We start from the raw sequence: 21,711 nt of genomic DNA on the forward strand, positions 1-21,711 counted from the left end.
AAAAATGAATGTAAAAGAATTTTCAGTTCATGTGTTTCACTGTTCAGTTATCAAGGTCCCTGTCTTGCGACAGCCATATTAGATTATCACATCTTTTCTGGCTTGTCAAGAACTTTTTTTCATTTTCTTGAAAATTTCTTTTTTCAAGATTTTCCAAAAGTTCCTTTTGACAGTTTCTTAAGATTACCACAAACTCAAAGTTTTGTCAAGATTTTTTAAATCCTTAATCTTAAAACCGTCAGCGGAGAAAGAGGGATTTGAACCCTCGCGCCGCTACTAACGACCTACTCCCTTTCCAGGGGAGCCCCTTCAGCCTCTTGGGTATTTCTCCTTAGCCTGATTAAAAATCTTCTATATAATATCGGAGGTCTTAAAACTCATTCTCCGAAGCGGAGAGAGTGGGATTCGAACCCACGCGCCCTTGCGGACAAACGGTTTTCAAGACCGCCTCGTTATGACCACTTCGATATCTCTCCATTGTGTCGCTCGGTCAGCGACAGGTAGTATTCTAGCATTCTCCAGCCAATCTGTCAATAGGTTTTTTTATTTTTTTTAACTTTCTTTATTTCATCCTTTTTTCCAGGATTTTCTCGGCAATTAAAAGGTCCTCTGGAGTAGTTATTTTAATGTTTTCATAGCTGCCTTCTATAAGAGGGATTTTAACATTTCCATAGAGTTCTGCCACCATAGCGTCGTCTGTAATGCTTTCCATATTATCTTTCCGTGCTTTGTCGTATGCTGCCCTGATAAGAGGATAGGAAAAGACCTGAGGCGTCTGTATTGTCCACACCAGGCTCCTCTTAGGCGTCTCGGCAATCATCTGATTTTCGTCTGCTATTTTTACTGTATCTTTTGAAGGCATCCCTACAACACAGGCTTTATATTCTTTTACTGTTTTTAAAGCTCTGGCTAGAATCTCCTGGGTAATAAAGGGCCTGGCTCCATCATGTATAAATACATAGCTGCAGTCTCCACAGGCAAGAAGTCCCTGGTAGACAGAATCATACCGTTCTTTTCCTCCTGGAACTATTTTCTTTACCTTTGAAAAGCCGTAAGCTTCTACAATCTCTCGTCTGCAGAAATCTATGCTTTCTTTTCCAGTGACCAAAACAATATTCTGAATCTCCGGGCTTTCTTGGAAGCAGGCAAGGCTGTAGTAAAGTATAGGTTTCTCTTTCAGAGTAATAAACTGTTTCTGTATTTTACTGTTCATTCTCTTTCCCTGGCCTGCTGCCAGTACAATAGCTGTACAATTCATTTTATCTCTCTCCTAATTTCAGATTGGGCACAGCGTTCAAATCCCAGCCATGGCGGGTCCCTTTCTTATATTCATAATAAGCAGCGGCACCGATCATTGCTGCGTTATCTGTACATAGAATAGGAGACGGATGATAAAACTTAATATTGTTTTCTTCACAGGCCTTTTCCATAGCACATCTCAGGCCGCTGTTAGAAGCCACTCCTCCGGCTATTGCAAGCTTATCTATGTGATAATCTCTTGCTGCTGCCATGGCATGCTCTACCAGCACCTCTACTACACACCGCTGGAAGGAAGCAGCAACATCTGCCGTTACAATCTCCTCACCCTGCATTCTACATTTATTCAGATAATTGAGCACCGCCGACTTTACTCCACTGAAGCTGAAGTCATAGGGGGCGTCCTCAATCTTGGCTTTGGGGAAATCCATGGCCTGAGGGTTCCCTTCTTTTGCCAGCTTATCTATTTTGGGACCGCCAGGATACCCCAGGCCTATAGCTCTGGCAACTTTATCAAAAGCTTCCCCGGCAGCGTCATCTCTGGTCCTGCCTAAAATCTCAAATTCACCGTAGTCCTTTACGATCACCAGATGGGTATGTCCTCCTGAAACCACAAGGCACAGGAAAGGGGGCTCCAAATCTGGATTTTCCACATAATTAGCCGCAATATGCCCTTCTATATGATGTACTCCCACCAGGGGAATATTTTTTGCAAAGCTGATAGCCTTTGCCTCAGCAACTCCTACCAAAAGAGCACCCACCAGGCCCGGTCCATAAGTAACTCCAATAGCATCCAGGTCATCCAGAGATATATTTGCTTCCTGGAGGGCTTCTTCAATTACCTGATTGATTTTTTCAATGTGCTTTCTGGATGCGATCTCAGGCACAACTCCTCCGTAAAGTTTGTGCAGATCAATCTGAGACGAAATAACATTTGATAAAACCGTCCTGCCATTTTTCACTACCGCTGCAGCGGTTTCATCACAGGAACTCTCTATTGCAAGGATCAATACTTCTTCTTTTCCCATTTTTATCTCCTCTATTCTTCCTCAAACTGCAGTTCTGTAGACTGACGGTCTCTGGCAGCAACCGTATTCGGAAATATTTTCAGTGCTTCTGGAAGAGCCTCTTCAGGCCGTACCAAAGAAGGACTATAATGCGTCAGCCACATTTCTTTTACTTGTGCTTCTCTGGCCAGAACAGCAGCCTCTTTAAATGTCATATGCTTATATGCTTTGGCTTTTTCTTCCTTATCCTGCTCTCCATACATTCCCTCGCAGATAAAAAGGTCCGCTCCCTCTGCATGCTCTGCAATAGACTTCACTGGCCGTGTGTCAGTTGTATAGGTAAGTTTTATTCCTTTTCTGGCAGGTCCCAGCACCATATCCGGAGTATAAAGAGTATCTCCTTCCGTAATGGTTTCTCCTTTCTGAAGAAGATTCCAATATTTCAGAGGAATGTTCTGGTCCTTTGCCCTCTGAGGATCAAATTTCCCCTGTCTTTTAATTTCCAGAGTATATCCATAGCAGGTAACATTGTGATTCACCTTAAAAGCCGTAATATGATACCCGAAAAACTCAAAGGTCTCTTCTGGTTTTGTCAGTTCTATACATTGAATTTCAAAAGGAAGTTCCGGAGCGATTACTCTCAGAGAAGAAACCACCCGGTTCAGTCCCCTTGGTCCTATCAAAGTCAAAGGTTCTGTCCGTTCCGCATTCCCCATGGTCAGAAGAAGTCCCGGAAGACCGCTGATGTGGTCTGCATGAAAATGGGTAAAGCAGATCACATCGATGGGCTTAAAGCTCCAGCCTTTTTCTTTTACTGCCACCTGGGTTCCCTCTCCACAGTCAATCATCAGATTACTGCCGTTATACCGGGTCATTAAGGATGTCAGTTTTCTTCTTGGAAGAGGCATCATACCTCCCGTTCCTAAAAGACATACGTCCAGCATAATCTATTCCTCGTTTCTTCCTGTAACTACTAAATATACCTATAATAGCATAGTTTTTTTTGCACTACAACAATTCCCACTCCATATTTTTCTCAGGAGGGATCTGAAATCCTGCTGTCAGCCTGTCATAACATTCTTCACAGAGATCAAAGGTATGGCTCTCACCATCCTTTTTCGAAAAATATCCCCACTGTACCTGTCCATGGAAAACCCCTTCCTGGACTATGCCTTTTTCTATCCGGATCTTCTTTCCGCAGCAGTTGCAAAAAATCTCCTGTATCTGACGTTCGTTTTGATTTTCGTATTTTCTCATACCTTTCCTCCTCAGTATCGAAAATTTTTGCTTTTACCTGCCTTATTATACAAAAGACATTTGAGAAAACCCAGTGGGAATTAGATGAAAACTTAGCAAAAGATAGCAGCTTCTCATGTACCTTGGACTGTCTCCAGGTCTTTATGCATGAGAATCCCATCCTCTCTGGGATTCTCATAAAAATTTTTCCGGATTCCCTGGTACAAAAAGCCGCAGCTTTCATATAAATGGATTGCAGCGGCATTGCTTTTTCTGACTTCCAGGAAGAAAGAGGCAACCCCTGCCTTTCTCCCTTCTTCTTCCAGAGCTTCCATCAGGCTCCGTCCAATATGCATCCCCTGGTATTCTTTTCTGACAGAAACCTGGGTAATCTCACCCTCATCCAGAACTGTCCACATGCCGATATAGCCGGCTCTTTGTCCATCTATCAGCGCAATGAGATAAATATTTTCTTTTTTTTCCAAGGCTTCCCGAAAGCTATCTTCTTTCCATGGAGCTGAAAAATTTTCCTTCTCTACAGCCGCAGCCCAGGGAATGTCCTCCATTTTCATCTTTCGGATTTCAAGCTTCTCCATTTTTAGCCAGGCGTTTTGCCCTTTCCCTTTCTGCCTGGGATACTCTAAGATATTCCGGCTGATGTTCCTCTGGCCTTTGGGTTCTTCCTTCTTTGTAATAGACAGCCCCCAAAGCAGCTACAGCACCGGCTCTCTGCCTGTTTAGATGGGCAGGAGCAAAGGAATATGGCACCTGACACCTTTCAGCGATCATATCTCTGAAAACAGGCACTCCGTCTCCTAAAAAAATCACCGGTCTTTCCAGACTGTTTAACTCTCTGATCAATTCATCCATAGGCAGAGCTGCCTGGTCTTTTATGGTGATGAGATTATGGTTCTCAAAAGCATAGACTCCTGTATACACCTGTTTTCTCCTGGCATCCATGATCGGGCAGACCAGAGTACCTGGAGCCGTATCATAAAGGTTGTATGCCAGAGCCTCTAAAGTTGGTACGCCAATAAGAGGCTTATTAAGAGCCAGCCCCAGACCTTTTGCTGTTGCGGAACCAATACGCAGTCCGGTGAAAGACCCTGGACCTGCTGCCACTGCAATGGCATCCAGAGTTTCCAGATCAAGCTCCACAGCTTTTTTGATTTCGTCCAGCATGGGGAGAAGAGTCTGGGAATGCGTCTTTTTATAGTTCATCGTATACTCTGCCACCAGTGTGTCGTCTTCCACCAGAGCTACAGAGGCCACCAGGCCTGAACTGTCCAATGCTAATATTTTCATATGGAGTTCCTCCTCTATTCCAATCCCTCTACAGTAATTTTCCGATAATCAAACCCTTTTTCAGGATTTTTCTCTATTGTTACAGAGATCACCTGTTCCGGCAGAAGCTCTTCTATCAGCTCCGCCCATTCAATCAGGCATACTCCGTCTCCGAAAAAGTAATCGTCGTATCCGATTTCTTCCATTTCTTCAATGTCTCCGATACGATATACATCAAAGTGATAGAAAGGAAGTCTGCCTTCTTCATATTCCTGGATAATAGTAAAGGTCGGACTGTTCACCGGCTCCTGGATTCCCAGTCCGCAGGCAACTCCCTGAGTAAAAACCGTTTTTCCCACACCCAGATCTCCGTTTAAGGTATAAATCTGTCCTGGAAGTGCTTTTTCTCCTATCTGTTTTCCTAATTGAAATGTTTCTTTTGCACTGTTCGTTTCTATTATCATGAATCTATCCTCACATTGCCAGTCCACTGACGCCAAAGCAGCAGTTGGAAATTCAGGCAAACCATTCGTCCAATTATGGTCATATCAGTACCTTAGTATAGCACAGAAATTTCCGGCTTGCACCTTTTATTTTTTCCTTCTATAATACATAAGTAACCGTTTAGCCGCGGCATAGCCCCGGCCTCAAACAGATCATTCATAAAATAAAGGAGAATGCATATGGCAAACCCAATTGTAACCATTACCATGGCAAACGGCGATGTTATGAAAGCTGAATTATATCCGGAAATCGCCCCAAATACTGTCAACAATTTTATCAGTCTTGTAAAATCCGGTTTCTATGACGGCCTCAACTTTCATAGAGTTATCCGAGGCTTTATGATCCAGGGCGGCTGTCCTCAGGGCACTGGCATGGGCGGTCCCGGCTATTCTATCAAAGGCGAATTTTCTCAAAATGGATTCCCAAATGCTCTGGCCCACACACCAGGAGTTCTTTCCATGGCAAGAGCTATGCATCCAGACTCTGCCGGCAGCCAGTTTTTCATCATGCATGAAGCAGCTCCTCATCTGGACGGCTCCTATGCAGCTTTCGGAAAAGTAATCGAAGGTATGGACGTGGTAAATAAGATCGCCGAGACTCCTACAGATTACAGTGACCGTCCTATGGAAGAGCAGAAAATCCTGTCCATGACTATAGAAACTTTCGGCACAGAATATCCAGAACCTGAAAAGTGTTAAGTAATCCTATGCGGAATCTCTCAATTTTCAAAAAGGAGATATTCCCCCTGGGAAACTGCATAATACAGTTCCTTTATATCTGTGATAGAAGCCCGTCCGCTGGTGGCTTCTGTCACAGATTTTTTTATCTGCTCCTTCTCCCCTGCCGGCACCAGGATCTGCATTTTCACGGATTCTGTATACTGGCTGTCCATGATGGGCACATTGCTCTGTCCAAAAAGATACTGGAGTTTTCCCACTCCATTGTAGTCTGTACCTATTTCTATCAGCACTCCATGGTTCTTCGTGATCACCCTGCTTTTGACCAGCCCCTCCTGGGCTGCTTTGGAATAGGCTCTCACCAGACCTCCGGTTCCCAGAAGGGTGCCCCCAAAGTATCTGGTTACTACCACTGCTGTATTGTAAAGCTCTTCTCCCAGGAGCACATCCAGTATGGGTTTTCCCGCAGTTCCCCCTGGTTCTCCGTCATCACTGAACCGCATGATTTCCCTCCGTTCACCTATGACATAGGCAAAACAGTTATGGGTAGCGTTCCAGTATTTCTTTCTCATTTTCTCAATAAAGCTCAGAGCTTCCTCTTCACTCTCTACAGGCCGTACTGTAGCGATAAATCGGGATTTTTTCTCCAGGATTTCTCCCTCTCCGCCTTCGTAAACCATTTTATATGTTTCCAGCATAAAATACCTCTTTTCTATATCCAACTATTTTGCATTTTAGCATACTTTCCCTGAAACAGGGAATATTTATGATGAAAAAGTGAAAATACTGTGTGTATTCTAAAGTTTCTTGAATTAGAGAACCTCATTTGTTATAATGGACGGGAAAAGGAGGCAAGACTACATGAATTTTGGAAAACGGGCTACGAATAAGAAACGTAATGCTCTGTCCTCCCGTTCAACTATGATGGGAAAGAAAGCCAATGTTTCTATTCTGCGTATCATTTTCATCTCTCTGATCGCAGTAATTGCTATTGGCGGATGTATGGGAATCGGGGCAATGAGAGGCCTTATCGACGACGCCCCTGACGTTTCAGAAATCAATATCGTTCCTGTAGGAGAGGCTACTTTTGTTTATGATGCAAACGGAGAGCAGCTTCAGAAACTGACAGCTCCGGATTCTAACCGTATGCCTGTAGAGATTGATCAGATTCCCCTGGATCTCCAGCATGCCGTGGTTGCTATCGAGGATGAACGTTTCTATGAACATAATGGTATTGATATAAGAGGTATCCTTCGCGCCGCTGTAGTAGGCATTACCAGCGGAAACTTTTCAGAGGGAGCCAGTACTATCACCCAGCAGCTTATAAAAAATACGGTTTTCACTGACTGGGTAAACGAATCCACCCTGGAACGTTTCGAACGTAAATTCCAGGAATGGTATCTGGCACTGGCACTGGAAAAGCAGATAAAAGACAAGGATGTTATTTTACAGAACTATCTGAACACGATTAACCTTGGAAATGGAAATTACGGAGTTCAGGCTGCTGCCCAGGATTATTTCGGCAAAGATGTCAGTGATCTGACTCTGTCTGAGTGTACCGTTATCGCCGGCATCACGCAAAATCCTACCCGATACAATCCAGTGACCAATCCGGAAAATAATGCAGAACGCCGGCAGGAAGTCCTGGATCATATGCTTGAACAGGAATACATCACCAAGGAACAGTATGACGAGTGTCTTGCAGACAATGTGTACGAAAGGATCCAAAGTGTAGAAAAAGAAAACGAGAGTCAGGATACCACCTACAGCTACTTTATTGACGAGCTGACTGAGCAGGTCATCCAGGATCTTCAGGACAAGCGGGGCTATACAGAACAGCAGGCTTATAACGCCCTTTGGAGCGGCGGATTAAGAATCTACACAACTCAGGACCCTGCTATCCAACAGATTTGTGATGAAGAATACAGTGACCCAGATAATTTTCCTGCTGGAAGTCAGGTAGAACTGGATTATGCTCTTACCGTAAAGCATGCTAACGGAGAAGAGGAAAATTACAGCAAAGAAATGTTAGAACAGTACTTCATTGAGAATGAAAGTTCTGACTTTACCCTTTTATTTGACAGTGAGGAAAGTGCCCAGGCTCATATTGATGCCTATAAAGCAGCTATTCTGACAGAGGGCGATGAGGTAGTGGCAGAAACTGTCCATTTCACTCCTCAGCCTCAGTCATCTCTGACTATCATTGACCAGCATACTGGATATGTAAAAGCAATTGTAGGAGGCAGAGGCGAGAAATCCGCCAGCCTGAGTCTTAACCGGGCAACAAATACCAACAGGCAGCCGGGTTCTACCTTCAAGCCTTTGGCTGCTTATGCAGCAGCTCTCAATGAAGGAGGCATGTCACTGGCTACCACCTTTGAGGACGAGCCTTTTACCTATGACAATGGAGAACCTCTTTACAACGCTGACAGGCAGTATCACGGAACAGTTACCATGCGGGAAGCCATTGTACATTCTTACAACATACCTGCTGTAAAATGTATGATTGAGATAACCCCAGAATTAGGAATTGAATATCTGGAAAAATTCGGGTTCACTTCTCTTATTACTGAACCTACAGAAATTAACGGAAGCATCTACACAGATGTAAATGCAGCCACAGCTATTGGCGGTATCACCCAGGGTGTAAGCAATCTGGAACTTACTGCTGCCTATGCTGCAATTGCCAACAATGGTACTTATATCAAACCGGTATTCTATACAAAAATACTGGATTCTGACGGAAATGTGATCATTGACAATACTGCTGAAAAGACTACTGTGATCAAGCCCAGCACTGCATATCTTCTCACAAATGTTTTGGAAGATGTTATTACAGAAGGCACCGGTACTAGAGTGCAGTTTGACGGTATGCATCTGGCAGGTAAAACCGGTACCACAGATGATTACCGGGACCTTTGGTTCTGCGGATTTTCTCCTTATTATACCTGTTCTGTATGGGCAGGCTATGATGACAACTCGGTTCTTCCTCAGGGAACATACCGCACCTATCAGCAGACCTTATGGCGGAATATTATGGAAAGGATCCATGCAGATCTTCCTGATACAGAGTTTAAGATGCCTTCTACTGTAGAGGAAGCATCTATCTGTACAAGCACAGGCCTTCTGGCAACCTCAAGCTGTAATGCTGTAACGGAATATTTTGATACAGAACAGCTACCTACTCAGTACTGCTCCGGCCATTATACTTACAGCTATAGTTATGATTACAGTTCCAGTTATTCTGAAGATTCTTCTTCAGATGAGGGAAGCTCAGAGGACAGTGAAACAACTGTAGAAGAGCCTACACCAGAAACTCCAGTAGAAGTTCCTGAAGAAACCCAGCCAGAGGTAACTACTCCTGCTGAGGAAACTACTGAGACCCCTCCTGCTGATGCCGGAGGCGGAGAAACGCCAGCGGACACCGGAGAAGTAATACAATAGCTATTTTAAAAATATAGAATTCAACGTATCCAAAAAATACCTGCTGTCAGGCAGATGGATGTTTCCATTCCCCTCAGACAGCAGGTATTTTATATTCTATTTTTATTCACTTAAAACAAGTCTTGCGGCTCCGTATACTCCTGCGTCATTTCCCAGAATTGCCAGACGGATCGGTGTCTCTTTGCAGGCAGTAAATGCATAATTTTTATAATACTTTTCTACACAGTCAATAAGAGGCTCTCCAGCTTTGGAAACACCGCCTCCCAGAACAATCACATCGGGGTCTGTCACACAGGTAAAAGCAGCCAAAGCTCTGCCCATGTATTCAGAAAACTCTTCTACTACCTCAGCTGCCAGCTCATCGCCTTCTTTATAGGCGTCAAATACATCTTTCGCATTTACGCTTGGACAATATCTGAGGGAAGATGATTTATTGGTATTATCCATAGCCTTTCTGGCCAGACGGGCAATTCCTGTTGCAGAAGCGTACTGCTCCAGGCATCCTTTGTTTCCACAGTTACAGGGGATTGATTCCTCTGGATTTACCGGTGCATGTCCGATTTCCCCTCCCGCGCCATGAGCGCCGGTAACAATCTTTTCATTGATGATGATTCCACCGCCTACGCCAGTTCCTAAAGTAACCAGTATCAGGTTTTTAGCTCCCTGTCCACCGCCTTTCCACATTTCACCAAGGGCAGCTACGTTGGCGTCGTTTCCTGCTTTTACTTTAAGACCGGTCATATCTCCCAGCTCTTTTTCGATATTTTTTCTTCCCCAGTGAAGATTTACTGCACAGGCAATTTCTCCGCTTTCTTCTACAGGACCTGGCAGGCCAATGCCGATTCCCCATACCAGAGACTTATCCAGTCCTTTTTCCTTCATCTTTGCCAGCACAGTATCTGCAATATCCGGCAGGATCCGTTCTCCCTGGTTCTCTACGTGAGTCTTGATCTCCCACTTTTCAATCATGTCCCCATTATTTTCAAAGAGTGCGCACTTAACTGTAGTGCCTCCTACATCAATTCCAAAACAGTATTTCTTTTCCACTGTTACTCATCTCCCTCTTCTCTTTTCTTCTCCATGTTCTCCTGAACACGTCTGTATAATTCCTGAGCAGCATTATATCCCATCTTTTTCTGTCTATGATTAACAGCCGCAGACTCTACAATAACTGCCAGATTACGTCCTGGACGGATAGGAAGAGAATGGCATACAACTTTATTTCCGAGGAATTCTGTATATTCTTCTTCCATTCCAAGACGATCATATTCCTTATCCCTGTTCCACTCTTCCAGCTTGATCACCAGATCAATGGACTGTGTGTTCTTTACACTTTCCACACCAAAAAGAGTCTTTACATCTATGATTCCAATACCTCTCAGTTCAATAAAATGCCGGGTGATATCAGGAGCGGAACCTACCAGCGTTACATCGCTGACACGACGTATCTCCACAACATCATCGCTGACAAGACGATGTCCTCTCTTAATCAGTTCCAAAGCGGCCTCACTCTTTCCGATACCGCTCTCGCCCATGATCAGCACGCCTTCACCGTATACATCCACCAAAACGCCATGGATGGAAATGCAAGGTGCAAGCTGCACACCAAGCCAGCGGATAATTTCAGCCATGAAAGCAGAAGTAGTATTTCTGGTCACCAGGATCGGCACATCATATTTATGGGCCAAATTCAGCATATCCTCATCAGGTTCTGTCATGGTAGTAAACACCACGCATGGAATCTTGCTGGAAACAAAGCGTTCAAAAGCTTTCACCTTCTCCTCTCTTTCCAGATGCAAAAGGTAGGTATACTCTACATAACCAATGATCTGGACCCGTTCATTGGCAAAATGCTCCAGATATCCTGTAAGCTGCAGAGCCGGACGGTTAATCTCCGGTGTGTTAATCCTTTTGGCAGATATGTCAATATCCGGTGTTTTATTATACAGGTTCAGTTCCTGTATCATCTTTTTTAGTTCTACACCTTTCATGTCTCTCTCTCCTTCAGTTTATCTTAAAAATCTATTCCTATTTTATCATATGGTATGCACAAGTTCAACAATCCTCTGGAAGTTTAGTTTCCCCTTTATGAAAAAACTCATACACTTCTGCAGCCGACTTTTCATTCATAGAATCCACTGCGGCCAGTTCTTCCCGGGAGGCATCCCGGATTCCCTCAAGTCCCTTAAAATGCTTCATCAGAGCCTTTCTTCTGGCAGGTCCGATGCCGGGAATATCATCCAGTACAGAGTGTACCTGTCCTTTGCTTCTCAGAGAACGGTGATATTCTATGGCAAACCTGTGGGCCTCATCCTGAATCCTTGTAATGAGTTTAAAACCTTCACTGTCTCTGCTTATGGGGATTTCCACGTTATTATAATACAGGCCTCTGGTCCTGTGGTGGTCATCTTTCACCATGCCGCATACAGGTATATTCAGATTCAGCTTCTGAAGCACTTCCAAAGCAATATTCACCTGGCCTCTGCCTCCGTCCATCATCAGCAGATCCGGAAATCTGGTAAAGCTTCCATAGGCATCCTCCAGATTCTCTGTCTTTCTCTCCTCCTGCTCATCCAGTCCATGGACAAATCTTCTGGTAAGAACCTCTTCCATGCTTGCGTAATCGTTTGGTCCTTTCACCCACTTAATTCTAAATTTCCGGTAGTCGCTTTTCTTAGGCTTCCCTTTCTCATAGACCACCATGGAACCTACAGACTGAAAGCCGCTGATGTTGGAAATATCGAAGGCTTCAATCCGGTTCACTTCTTTCAGCCCAAGAAGCTCTGCTATCTCCTTCACTGCTCCTATGGTTCGGCCTTCTTCTCTCTTAATCCGCTCCCGGTCCCTCTGAAGAACCATCTGGGCGTTCTGATAAGCCAGCTCCACCAGTTTTTCCTTAGTCCCCTTTTTAGGAACGGCAATCCTCACTTTCTGTCCCTTTTTCTTTTCCAGCCATTGGCTGATCAGTTCCAGGTCTTCCACTTCTTCCTGGAGCATGATTTCTTTTGGAATAAAGGGAGTCCCTGCATAAAACTGTTTCAGGAAACTAGATAAGACTCCTTTTCTATCGTCTCCAGGGGCTATCTTCATATAAAAATGGTCCCGTCCAATGAGTTTTCCATCCCGGACAAAGAATACCTGTGTCACTGCATCTTCCCCCTCCATGGCAGCAGCTATGATATCTTTGTCCTCTTTGTGCTGATCTGTAATCTTCTGACGTTCTCCAATCTTCTCCACGCTCTGTATCAAATCACGATACTGTGCTGCTTCTTCAAAATCCATTTTTTCTGAAGCAGAAAGCATTTTTTGCCGCAGCTCCTTGAGAATCTCTTTGTGATTGCCATTCAGAAAATCCAGCAGACCTTCTACCTGCTTTTTATAGTCTTCCTGGGAAATATAGCCCTGGCAGGGAGCATTGCACTGCTTAATGTGATAATACAGGCAGGGCCGCTCTTTCCCAATATCTTTCGGAAGACTGCGGCTGCAGGAACGGAGATGATAGAGTTTTCTGGTCAGCTCAATTACATCCTTTACTGCTCCGCCGCTGGTATAAGGGCCAAAATACCGTGACTTATCTTTTTTCATTTTTCTGGCCATCATAATTCTTGGAAAAGCCTCTCCCACTGTCACTTTTATAAAAGGATAGTTTTTGTCATCCTTCAGCATGGTATTATACTTTGGCCGGTGTTCCTTGATCAGATTAGACTCCAGCACCAGGGCCTCCAGCTCAGAGTCTGTGATGATATACTCGAACCTGGCAATCTGTTCCACCATCTGCTCTTTTTTTATGCCCAGATTCCTGCTTTTCTGAAAATACTGCCGCACCCGGTTTTTCAGGCTGATCGCCTTGCCCACATAAATTATGGCGTCTTTATCGTCATGCATGATATACACTCCCGGACGTGCAGGAAGTTTCTTCAGCTCTTCTTCTATGTCAAACATGCCACTCTACCTTTCCTGTTCTTTCAACGAAAAAAGAACTGCTACATTAAGCTTTCTTCAGCATATCCATTTAATGCAGCAGTTCCTTATTCTGTAATTTACTCCTGGTCACTTCCAGAAGAATTTTCCTCTTCTTTTGTATTCTGAGAAAGGGGCTGGATATCTTCCTTCTTTTCTGTCTGAGTGTTGTCGCTGATCCGCGGTTCTTTATCAGACTCTTTCATCCCCTTTGCCTCATGGAAAATTTTCATAAATTCCTTGCCGGTAATGGTCTCTTTCTCAATAAGAAAAGCAGCAATCTTATCCATAACATCTCTGTTCTCACTGAGAAGACGTTTTGCCTCGTCATAGGATTTTTTCAGAAGCTTCATGACTTCATGATCGATTTCTGTAGCTGTAGCATCGCCGCAGTTCAGCATTGCCCGTCCATCCAGGTACTGGTTCTGAGTCTCTGCCAGTCCCATAAGACCGAATCTGTCAGACATACCATACTGTGTGATCATGGCTCTTGCCACCTTAGTAGCCTGTTCAATATCATTTGCAGCTCCTGTAGTCACCGTATCAAATACGATTTCTTCTGCTGCACGGCCTCCCAGATAACCTACCAGCATGGCTTCCAGCTCTTTCCTGGTATTCAGATATTTTTCTTCTTCCGGCACATGCATTACATATCCCAAAGCCCCCATGGTCCTTGGCACAATGGTAATCTTCTGTACCGGTTCAGAATCTTTCTGAAGAGCGCTTACCAGCGCATGTCCAACTTCGTGATAGGATACAATCTTCCTCTCTTCGGAGCTTAAGATCCTGTCCTTCTTCTCCTTACCTACCAGGACCACTTCTACGGCCTCCAGCAGGTCTTTCTGAGACACTGCCTGTCTCCCATGCTTAACGGCCAGAATAGCTGCCTCATTGATCATATTTGCAAGATCAGAGCCCACTGCACCGGATGTAGCCAGAGCGATAGCATCCAAATCTACAGTCTCGTCCAAAGAAACATTTTTCGCATGAACTTTCAGGATGTTTACACGTCCCTTCAGATCCGGACGGTCTACAATAATACGCCTGTCAAAACGTCCCGGACGAAGCAGTGCAGGGTCCAGAACCTCCGGACGGTTGGTTGCAGCAAGGATCAGAAGTCCCTTGGAAGAATCAAATCCATCCATTTCCGCCAGAAGCTGGTTCAGAGTCTGTTCTCTCTCGTCATTCCCTCCGTAGCGGGAATCACGGGTTTTTCCAATAGCATCTACCTCATCAATAAAGATAATACATGGGGCATTTTTCTTTGCCTCTTCAAAAAGATCCCTTACACGGGAGGCTCCCACACCTACAAACATCTCTACAAAGTCAGAACCTGACAAAGAGAAGAAAGGGACATGGGCCTCACCGGCCACTGCTTTTGCCAGAAGAGTTTTTCCTGTTCCCGGAGGTCCTACAAGAAGGGCTCCTTTGGGAAGCTTGGCTCCAATAGCTGCATACTTTCCAGGATTGTGGAGAAAATCCACTACTTCCTGAAGAGATTCTTTTGCCTCATCCTCACCGGCTACGTCTTTAAAGGTAACTCCTGTTTCCTTCTGGACATAAGCTTTTGCTTTGCTCTTGCCTACGCCGCCCATCATTCCTCCGCCTTTGTTCATGCGGCGGAACAGCCAGCTCAGCAGTCCTACCATAATGATCACCGGAAGGATAATGCTCAGCAGACTATAAATAATACTGGAAGTCATATCCGGAGGCTCTTTGGAAAAATTATCCACTCCTGCATCTTCCAGACGCTGGGTCAGTTCACTTTCATCCTCCATCAGAGTGGTATAAATCTCCGTTGTTCCTGCCATAGACCGCTGGGTCTTGGGAGTAATGGTAAGGGTATCTGATCTTAAAACTACGCTTTCTACCTCTCCGTTTTCCAGCATCTCTATAAACTCACTGTAAGATATTTCACTGGTCATATTGCGGGTCATTCTGCTTAAAAGGTTTATGCAGACCAGACTTATCATAATACAGATCAGGAGTACCAGAAGAGACTGTCTATTTTTGGGTCCGTCATTTTTCGGCTCATTGTTCTGATTTTGATTCATCTCATTCCTCCTCACATTATCTTTTATATTATAAAGATTTCTGCTTTATAAAGTCAATATGAACATGATGAAAAAGAGAACACATTTCTTAAACTTTTGTAAATTTCTGTTGAATGTAAACAAAATAAAATATTTTTTCTTCCTGGGCTAGAATTTCTCCCGGCATTTGTAGTATACTAACGCAGTAATATAAAAAATTAGGAAAGAAGGGGCGACGAATAAATGAAAATAGGATTCGACAACGAGAAGTATTTATCTATGCAGTCTGAGCATATTAAAGAGCGTATCAGCAAGTTTGACAATAAATTGTACCTGGAGTTCGGAGGGAAGCTTTTTGATGACTATCATGCTTCCAGAGTATTGCCTGGATTTGCCCCGGACAGTAAGCTCCGTATGTTAATGCAGCTTTCAGAGCATGCGGAAATTGTCATTGTCATCAGTGCCGGTGATATTGAGAAAAATAAAGTGAGAGGTGACCTGGGGATTACTTATGACATTGATGTCCTCCGTCTCATTGATGCCTTCCGGGAAAGAGGACTTTTTGTAGGCAGTGTAGTGATCACCCAGTATTCTGGACAGAACAGTGCCAATGCTTTTAAGACAAAACTGGAAAGTATGGGCATCCGGGTTTATATCCACTACCCAATCGAGGGATACCCAAGCAATATTCCCCTTATCGTAAGCGACGAAGGATACGGCAGGAACGAATACATAGAAACTTCACGCCCTCTGGTAGTCGTCACTGCTCCTGGACCTGGAAGCGGAAAAATGGCAACCTGTCTCTCTCAGCTTTATCATGAGCATAAAAGGGGCATCCATGCAGGCTATGCCAAATTTGAGACCTTCCCTATCTGGAATATTCCGCTGAAACATCCAGTGAATCTGGCCTATGAAGCAGCTACTGCCGACCTTAACGACGTAAATATGATCGATCCTTTCCATCTGGAAGCCTATGGCGAAACTACAGTAAACTATAATAGAGATGTGGAAATCTTCCCTGTACTTAGCGCAATCTTCGAGCGTATATTCGGCAAGTGCCCCTACCAGTCTCCTACAGATATGGGCGTAAATATGGCTGGAAACTGTATCGTAGATGACGAGGTATGCCGGGAAGCTTCTAAGCAGGAAATCATCCGCCGGTATTATCAGGCTCTGGCAGGACGCGTGGAGGAGACAAGCACCGACGAAGAAGTATTCAAACTTGAGCTGCTGATGAAGCAGGCAGGAATCTCTCCGGAAAACAGAAAGGTCACTGTTGCTGCCAAAGAGCGGGCAGAACAGACAGGCGGACCTGCTGCTGCTATTGAGCTGGAAGATGGACAGATTATTACAGGAAAGACTTCTGATCTTCTGGGAGCCTCTGCTGCTCTTCTTCTGAACACATTGAAAGAGCTGGCCGGCATTCAGCATAAAATTCATGTAATCTCTCCGGTGGCTATCGAGCCTATCCAAAAACTGAAGACTGAGTACCTGGGCAGCAAAAACCCAAGGCTCCACACCGATGAAGTCCTCATTGCTCTCTCCAGCAGTGCTGCTACCAGTGATATCGCTAAGCTTGCTCTGGAACAGTTACCCAAGCTGAAAGGCTGTCAGGTCCACTCCTCGGTAATGCTTTCTTCTGTAGATAAAAAAATCTTCAAGAAATTAGGGGTTCAGCTTACTACCGAACCTGTTTACGAACACAAAAAACTTTATTAGTCAAAGACCCTCGCGGCAGTCGCCAAATGGACATGCGAGCATGCCCGCTTGGCTCGTTGCCCGCGGGAATAAAAAGGAGCTGCCGCAGGAAACGGCTGTTGCATTAGTCATATTTCAGGAATATTTATACATTTTATGCGAATTTGTCGAGCATAGCTTTGAGACTATAGGCTCAAAGCGGCACAGACTGAGCAATAAAATGTATAAATATTCTCGATTTTGACTAATGCGACAGCCCCGTTTCTGCAGCAGCTCCTTTTTCTATTGCCATATTCCAGTTTTCTTTTAGCCCTCATATCCATTTGGATTCTTAGACTGCCAGTTCCAGGAATCTCTGCACATGTCTTTGATGTCATGCTCTGCCTTCCAGCCCAGCTCTTTCTCTGCTTTTTCTGCACTGGCATAGCAGGTAGCAATATCCCCTGCACGGCGGGGTTTGATCACATAAGGAATTTTCACTCCCGTAGCTTCTTCAAAATTCTTTACAATATCCAGCACACTGTATCCTTTTCCGGTTCCCAGGTTATAGATGGAAAGTCCGGAATTGTCTTCCAGTTTTTTCAGAGCCTTTACATGGCCTTTGGCAAGGTCTACTACATGGATATAATCTCTTACGCCGGTTCCGTCAGGAGTGTCGTAGTCATTTCCGAATACACCCAGCTCTTTCAGCTTGCCAACAGCCACCTGAGTAATGTAAGGCATCAGATTGTTTGGAATACCGTTTGGATTCTCTCCCATCAGTCCGCTTGGATGAGCGCCGATAGGATTAAAATATCTTAACAGAACTACATTCCATTCCGGATCCGCTTTCTGGATATCTGAAAGGATCTGCTCCAGCATGGATTTTGTCCAGCCATATGGATTTGTACACTGTCCTTTGGGGCATTCCTCTGTAATGGGAACAAAAGCGGGATCACCATATACTGTAGCTGAGGAGGAAAAAATAATGTTCTTTACATTATGCTTTCTCATAACGTCTACCAATGTTAATGTTCCGGAAATATTATTCTCATAGTATTCCCAGGGCTTCTGTACAGATTCACCTACAGCTTTCAGACCTGCAAAGTGAATACAGGAATCAATCTGCTCCTGGTCAAATATTTTATTTAACGCTTCTCTGTCAAGGATATCGGCTTTATAAAATTTCACCGGTTTTCCTGTGATCTGTTCCACTCTCTCCAGTGATTTTTCACTGGCATTGGAAAGATTGTCTAAAACAACTACCTCATAGCCTGCATTCTGCAGCTCCACTACTGTGTGGCTTCCGATAAAACCGGCTCCGCCTGTCACTAAAATTGCCATTTTCTGTTCCTCCTTTGAGAAATGCACTATATTTCTTGTTTTGAAACATTTTTTATGTTCCCTTATTAACTCTACCACTAAATACCAAAAAATTCAAGTACTCTTTTGCATATCTTTCAGAATTCTTTTCCTCTGATTCAGAATCTGCCGCCCCTGGCAGCCAGCCTTTCCAGCCTCTCAATAGCATAAGGGAAAAATTCCTGATAGGCTCTGCAGAAATAATTCCTTCCTTCCTCTGTATAATCTCTTCGGCAGCCTCCTCTGCACAACGGATACCAATGACAGTCAGGACATTCCCTGCCCCTTTCTCTGCCTTCTCTGAGAAAATCTATTTCTGAAAAATCTTCCCGGCCAAAATGGAAATCCTCATCCTGGATATTTCCTGCTCTGTACTGGTCCAGCACATAAAAATCACAAGGGAATATATCTCCATTGGCCTCCACAATATTCTGCATAGAGCACCTGCCCATCTGGGCACAGGCTTCAGGGGGATTCCCCTGGAGCATAGCCAGCCAGTTATCAAATTCCCGTATAGAAACCGGATGTCCTTCCATAATATCTTTATACCATAAGTCAAACAATTCTTTCAGAGCAGAGCCATAATACTCCGGAGTCAGAGACCAGGGCCTCCTGCCTCGTTCTTCTCCAAGAGGATCCAGACATGGAATATACTGATGATAATAAAATCCATGTTTTTTCAAAAACTCATAGATTGAACGGATTTTTCTGGCACTCTGTTTTGTGAGGACACAGAGAATATTCACATCTACCTGCTTCTTCTGGAGAAATTCCGCATTTTTTAGTACTCTCTTAAAAGTATCCTTTCCCTGAGTATCTTTTCTGCTGCGGTCATGGATTTCTCCAATACCGTCCAGAGAAATTCCCACCAAAAAGCGGTTCTTCTTCAGAAATTCCGCCCAGTCATCATCTATTAAAGTTCCATTGGTCTGTATACAAAAAGACAGTCTGGTTTCCGGCTTTTTATATTTCTCTGTAAATTCAATAAATTTCTGAAAAAAGGAAAGTCCTGCCAGCATTGGCTCTCCTCCCTGGAATCCAAAAGTACAGGAATCCTCTGCCTCCTCAAGAGCCTTCTTTACCAATATCTCCAGCGTATCCAGAGCCATAAGGCCATAGGAAGGTATTTCTCTGTTTCTGCACTCATCCTCATAAAAACAATACGAACAGCGGAGATTGCAGTTTGAAGATGCCGGTTTCATCATCATCTGTAAATGTTTCATCGCTCATGCTCCTATAAAAGTCCTAATAATACTCCTGAAAAATTCACTCCAAAATGGCACAGTATCCCGGCTGCCAAAGTACCCTTTCTTTTCACCAGATATCCCAGTACCATTCCTGCCAGAAAAGCGTATCCTCCCTGGACCAGATTCCCATGGATCAGGCCGAAATAGAAAGCCTGGAGAAGATTGGCTGCCCAAAAGGGAAATGCCTCCTCCAGAATTCTCAGAGTCAACCCTCTGAAAAGCAGCTCCTCTGCAATGGGAGCCACTGCCGCCGTGTACAGCAGAGAAAGAAACGTAGGACTGTTCATACCCAGATTTTCCAGAACCTGAGAATAGGATTCCATCAATTCAGGAAAAGTGGTAAATACCATGATCAAAAGGAAATTGGAAATCAGCTGCAGAACCAGCCCTGCCAGCACCAGCAGCAGAACACCTCCGGGAGAGATTCCAAAAAATCCCCCCTGCCTTTTCTCTTCTCTGGCAGGCAGGCGCCAAAACCACAGTGCGCCAGGGATCAGAACCAGCGCATCCATCAGTATATAGATACAATAGGTATCATTAATCTCAAGAAAACTGTAAAAGCCTCCGGTATCTGCCCCTAAAGCGGACAGTACACTTCCAAGCCAGTTCATTACGGGTGGAAATCCCAGAACCACCGCACATTGTACAAACAGCCACATTAGGACCGGCATAAGGCTAAGTCCCAGAATCTTTCCTTTTCCCGTCATAGATATTCCTTTTTATCCAGGTCGCGAAAATGGAAAGACTTCTTTCCTGATGCATACTCTCCCACGATCTGCCCCTGGCCGAAAAGCTTATATTTATAAGTTACCAGTCCTTCCAGTCCTACAGGACCTCTGGCATGGATTTTTCCGGTGCTGATTCCCACTTCTGCTCCGAATCCATACCGGAAACCGTCGGCAAATCTGGTAGAACAGTTTTGATATACCCCTGCGGAATCTACCAGCTGCATAAACTCCAGGGCATGTTCTCTGTTTTCTGTGATAATACAGTCCGTGTGATGAGAACCGTATGTATTAATATGGGCAACTGCTTCTTCCAGGTCTTCTACAATCTTTACAGAAAGGATCAAATCCAGATATTCCCGATGGAACTCCTCTTCTTCCATAACCTCGCAGGAAACGATTTCTCCCACCTCTCTGGTTCCCCGAAGCTTTACACCTGCCTCTGTAAGAGCCTTCTCTACAGCCGGGAGAAATTCTCCTGCTGCCTTCCGGTTTACAAGAAGCGTCTCTACAGCATTGCAGGCTGCAGTATACTGAGTCTTGGCATCTACAATAATTGGAATCGCCTTCTCCATATCATATGTTTCATCTACATAGATATGGCAGACACCATCTGCGTGCCCCATTACCGGAATCTTTGTATGGTTCATAATATACTGTACAAACTGATTGGAGCCTCTTGGGATCAACAAGTCCACACAGTCATCACAGGCTAAAAGTTCGTCAATCTCATTGTGCAGTTCAGCCTGGAGCATACAGCCCTGGGGAAGGCCACAGCCTGTAACTGCCTCATGGATTACAGTAAAAAGTACTTTATTGGTCCTGGCAGTCTCTTTTCCCCCTTTGAGAACCGCACAGTTGCCGCTTTTAATACAGAGTGAAGAAATCTGTACCAGGGCATCAGGCCGGGCCTCAAAAATAATTCCGATCACGCCAATGGGACAGGTAACCCGATACAGTTCCAATCCCTGGTCCAGTTCTCTTGCAAGCTGTACCTGAGAAAGGGGGTCTGGCAGTCTGATTAAATCCTGGATTCCTTTGATTACATCTTCCAGCTTATGCTCATCGAATTTCAGCCGCTTCATCACCGCCTGGCCTAATCCGGATTTTTCGGCGTTCTCCATATCTTCCCTGTTGGCCCGGAAAATTTCCTCTTTATTCTCCAGCAGAGCCTTTGCCGCAGCCTCCAGGGCTTTATTCCTCGTCTCCGGAGACAGAGCTGCCATAACAGGGCTGTCTGCTTTCATTTTTTTCACTTCTGTTCTGATATCCATATTGTCTGCCCTCTTTTCTTTTTA

20 protein-coding genes and 2 tRNA genes are annotated in these 21,711 nt (G+C 44.5%); 4 read left to right on the plus strand and 18 right to left on the minus strand.

The window, feature by feature from the left end:
- The coding region (locus B5G00_RS19115; RefSeq protein WP_206423790.1) for a hypothetical protein at nucleotides 1-219 on the plus strand (219 nt) is incomplete at its 5' end.
- Between the two features lie 23 nt (nucleotides 220-242).
- Here the strand turns inward: B5G00_RS19115 and B5G00_RS11395 are convergent.
- From B5G00_RS11395 to tsaE, 9 genes are all read right to left on the minus strand, one after another.
- Nucleotides 243-331 (minus strand) — tRNA-Ser (locus B5G00_RS11395).
- 59 nt (nucleotides 332-390) lie between these two features.
- Nucleotides 391-476, minus strand: a tRNA-Ser gene (locus B5G00_RS11400).
- A gap of 86 nt (nucleotides 477-562) precedes the next feature.
- On the minus strand, nucleotides 563-1,258 hold the full coding sequence (gene ispD / locus B5G00_RS11405; protein WP_087272810.1) for a 2-C-methyl-D-erythritol 4-phosphate cytidylyltransferase: 696 nt from the start codon (nucleotides 1,256-1,258) through the stop codon (nucleotides 563-565).
- Between the two features lies 1 nt (nucleotide 1,259).
- Nucleotides 1,260-2,285 (minus strand): tRNA (adenosine(37)-N6)-threonylcarbamoyltransferase complex transferase subunit TsaD, encoded by a 1,026-nt coding sequence (gene tsaD / locus B5G00_RS11410; RefSeq protein ID WP_087272814.1) that lies wholly within the window; start codon nucleotides 2,283-2,285, stop codon nucleotides 1,260-1,262.
- Nucleotides 2,286-2,296: 11 nt separating this feature from the next.
- Nucleotides 2,297-3,208: a ribonuclease Z gene (locus B5G00_RS11415; protein ID WP_087272817.1), complete on the minus strand. Its 912-nt coding sequence runs from the start codon at nucleotides 3,206-3,208 to the stop codon at nucleotides 2,297-2,299.
- A 64-nt stretch (nucleotides 3,209-3,272) separates the two neighbouring features.
- On the minus strand, nucleotides 3,273-3,521 hold the full coding sequence (locus B5G00_RS11420) for a hypothetical protein (RefSeq protein WP_087272820.1): 249 nt from the start codon (nucleotides 3,519-3,521) through the stop codon (nucleotides 3,273-3,275).
- Nucleotides 3,522-3,634: 113 nt separating this feature from the next.
- Nucleotides 3,635-4,096, minus strand: a complete 462-nt coding sequence (gene rimI, locus B5G00_RS11425) for a ribosomal protein S18-alanine N-acetyltransferase (protein WP_087272823.1) — start codon at nucleotides 4,094-4,096, stop codon at nucleotides 3,635-3,637.
- Nucleotides 4,083-4,805 (minus strand): tRNA (adenosine(37)-N6)-threonylcarbamoyltransferase complex dimerization subunit type 1 TsaB, encoded by a 723-nt coding sequence (gene tsaB / locus B5G00_RS11430; RefSeq protein WP_087272826.1) that lies wholly within the window; start codon nucleotides 4,803-4,805, stop codon nucleotides 4,083-4,085. The genes rimI and tsaB overlap by 14 nt, the downstream gene beginning before the upstream one ends.
- Nucleotides 4,806-4,819: 14 nt before the next feature.
- Nucleotides 4,820-5,248 carry a tRNA (adenosine(37)-N6)-threonylcarbamoyltransferase complex ATPase subunit type 1 TsaE gene (gene tsaE / locus B5G00_RS11435; protein WP_087272829.1) on the minus strand — a complete coding sequence of 143 codons (429 nt, stop codon included), beginning with the start codon at nucleotides 5,246-5,248 and terminating at the stop codon, nucleotides 4,820-4,822.
- A 219-nt stretch (nucleotides 5,249-5,467) separates the two neighbouring features.
- On the opposite strand from tsaE, the gene B5G00_RS11440 reads away from it, so the two are divergent.
- Entirely contained in the window at nucleotides 5,468-5,986 is a 519-nt protein-coding gene (locus B5G00_RS11440) for a peptidylprolyl isomerase (protein ID WP_087272832.1), read from the plus strand.
- Nucleotides 5,987-6,006: 20 nt separating this feature from the next.
- Here B5G00_RS11440 and B5G00_RS11445 read toward each other — a convergent pair whose 3' ends face one another.
- Nucleotides 6,007-6,663 carry a YigZ family protein gene (locus B5G00_RS11445; protein WP_087272835.1) on the minus strand — a complete coding sequence of 219 codons (657 nt, stop codon included), beginning with the start codon at nucleotides 6,661-6,663 and terminating at the stop codon, nucleotides 6,007-6,009.
- A gap of 163 nt (nucleotides 6,664-6,826) precedes the next feature.
- On the opposite strand from B5G00_RS11445, the gene B5G00_RS11450 reads away from it, so the two are divergent.
- Entirely contained in the window at nucleotides 6,827-9,409 is a 2,583-nt protein-coding gene (locus tag B5G00_RS11450) for a transglycosylase domain-containing protein (RefSeq protein ID WP_087272838.1), read from the plus strand.
- Between the two features lie 102 nt (nucleotides 9,410-9,511).
- On the opposite strand, the gene B5G00_RS11455 is transcribed toward B5G00_RS11450, so the two are convergent.
- The 4 genes from B5G00_RS11455 to ftsH form a co-directional block, all read right to left on the minus strand.
- Nucleotides 9,512-10,456, minus strand: coding sequence for an ROK family glucokinase (locus B5G00_RS11455; protein WP_087272839.1), 945 nt, complete (start codon nucleotides 10,454-10,456; stop codon nucleotides 9,512-9,514).
- 2 nt (nucleotides 10,457-10,458) lie between these two features.
- Nucleotides 10,459-11,400, minus strand: a complete 942-nt coding sequence (hprK, locus tag B5G00_RS11460; protein ID WP_087272841.1) for an HPr(Ser) kinase/phosphatase — start codon at nucleotides 11,398-11,400, stop codon at nucleotides 10,459-10,461.
- A 64-nt stretch (nucleotides 11,401-11,464) separates the two neighbouring features.
- Entirely contained in the window at nucleotides 11,465-13,351 is a 1,887-nt protein-coding gene (gene uvrC, locus B5G00_RS11465; protein ID WP_087272844.1) for an excinuclease ABC subunit UvrC, read from the minus strand.
- A 98-nt stretch (nucleotides 13,352-13,449) separates the two neighbouring features.
- A complete protein-coding gene (ftsH, locus tag B5G00_RS11470) occupies nucleotides 13,450-15,423 on the minus strand; it encodes an ATP-dependent zinc metalloprotease FtsH (RefSeq protein ID WP_087272847.1) in 1,974 nt (657 codons plus the stop codon).
- Nucleotides 15,424-15,645: 222 nt separating this feature from the next.
- Between ftsH and B5G00_RS11475 the strand changes: the two genes are divergently transcribed.
- Entirely contained in the window at nucleotides 15,646-17,121 is a 1,476-nt protein-coding gene (locus tag B5G00_RS11475; RefSeq protein WP_087272850.1) for a DUF1846 domain-containing protein, read from the plus strand.
- A 285-nt stretch (nucleotides 17,122-17,406) separates the two neighbouring features.
- On the opposite strand, the gene galE is transcribed toward B5G00_RS11475, so the two are convergent.
- The 4 genes from galE to B5G00_RS11495 all read right to left on the minus strand — a co-directional run bounded on the left by galE (nucleotide 17,407) and on the right by B5G00_RS11495 (nucleotide 21,687).
- Nucleotides 17,407-18,423 (minus strand): UDP-glucose 4-epimerase GalE, encoded by a 1,017-nt coding sequence (gene galE / locus B5G00_RS11480; protein WP_087272852.1) that lies wholly within the window; start codon nucleotides 18,421-18,423, stop codon nucleotides 17,407-17,409.
- A 137-nt stretch (nucleotides 18,424-18,560) separates the two neighbouring features.
- The gene (locus tag B5G00_RS11485) at nucleotides 18,561-19,664 is read right to left on the minus strand and encodes an anaerobic sulfatase maturase (protein WP_087272854.1); all 1,104 of its coding nucleotides are present in this window, start codon (nucleotides 19,662-19,664) and stop codon (nucleotides 18,561-18,563) included.
- Nucleotides 19,665-19,675: 11 nt separating this feature from the next.
- Nucleotides 19,676-20,395 carry a CPBP family intramembrane glutamic endopeptidase gene (locus tag B5G00_RS11490; protein ID WP_087272858.1) on the minus strand — a complete coding sequence of 240 codons (720 nt, stop codon included), beginning with the start codon at nucleotides 20,393-20,395 and terminating at the stop codon, nucleotides 19,676-19,678.
- Nucleotides 20,392-21,687, minus strand: a complete 1,296-nt coding sequence (locus tag B5G00_RS11495) for a glutamate-5-semialdehyde dehydrogenase (protein WP_087272861.1) — start codon at nucleotides 21,685-21,687, stop codon at nucleotides 20,392-20,394. The genes B5G00_RS11490 and B5G00_RS11495 overlap by 4 nt, the downstream gene beginning before the upstream one ends.
- Nucleotides 21,688-21,711: the final 24 nt, after the last annotated feature.

It is taken from the genome of Blautia sp. An46 (genome assembly GCF_002161645.1).
Classification (GTDB): Bacteria; Bacillota; Clostridia; order Lachnospirales; family Lachnospiraceae; genus Blautia; species Blautia ornithocaccae.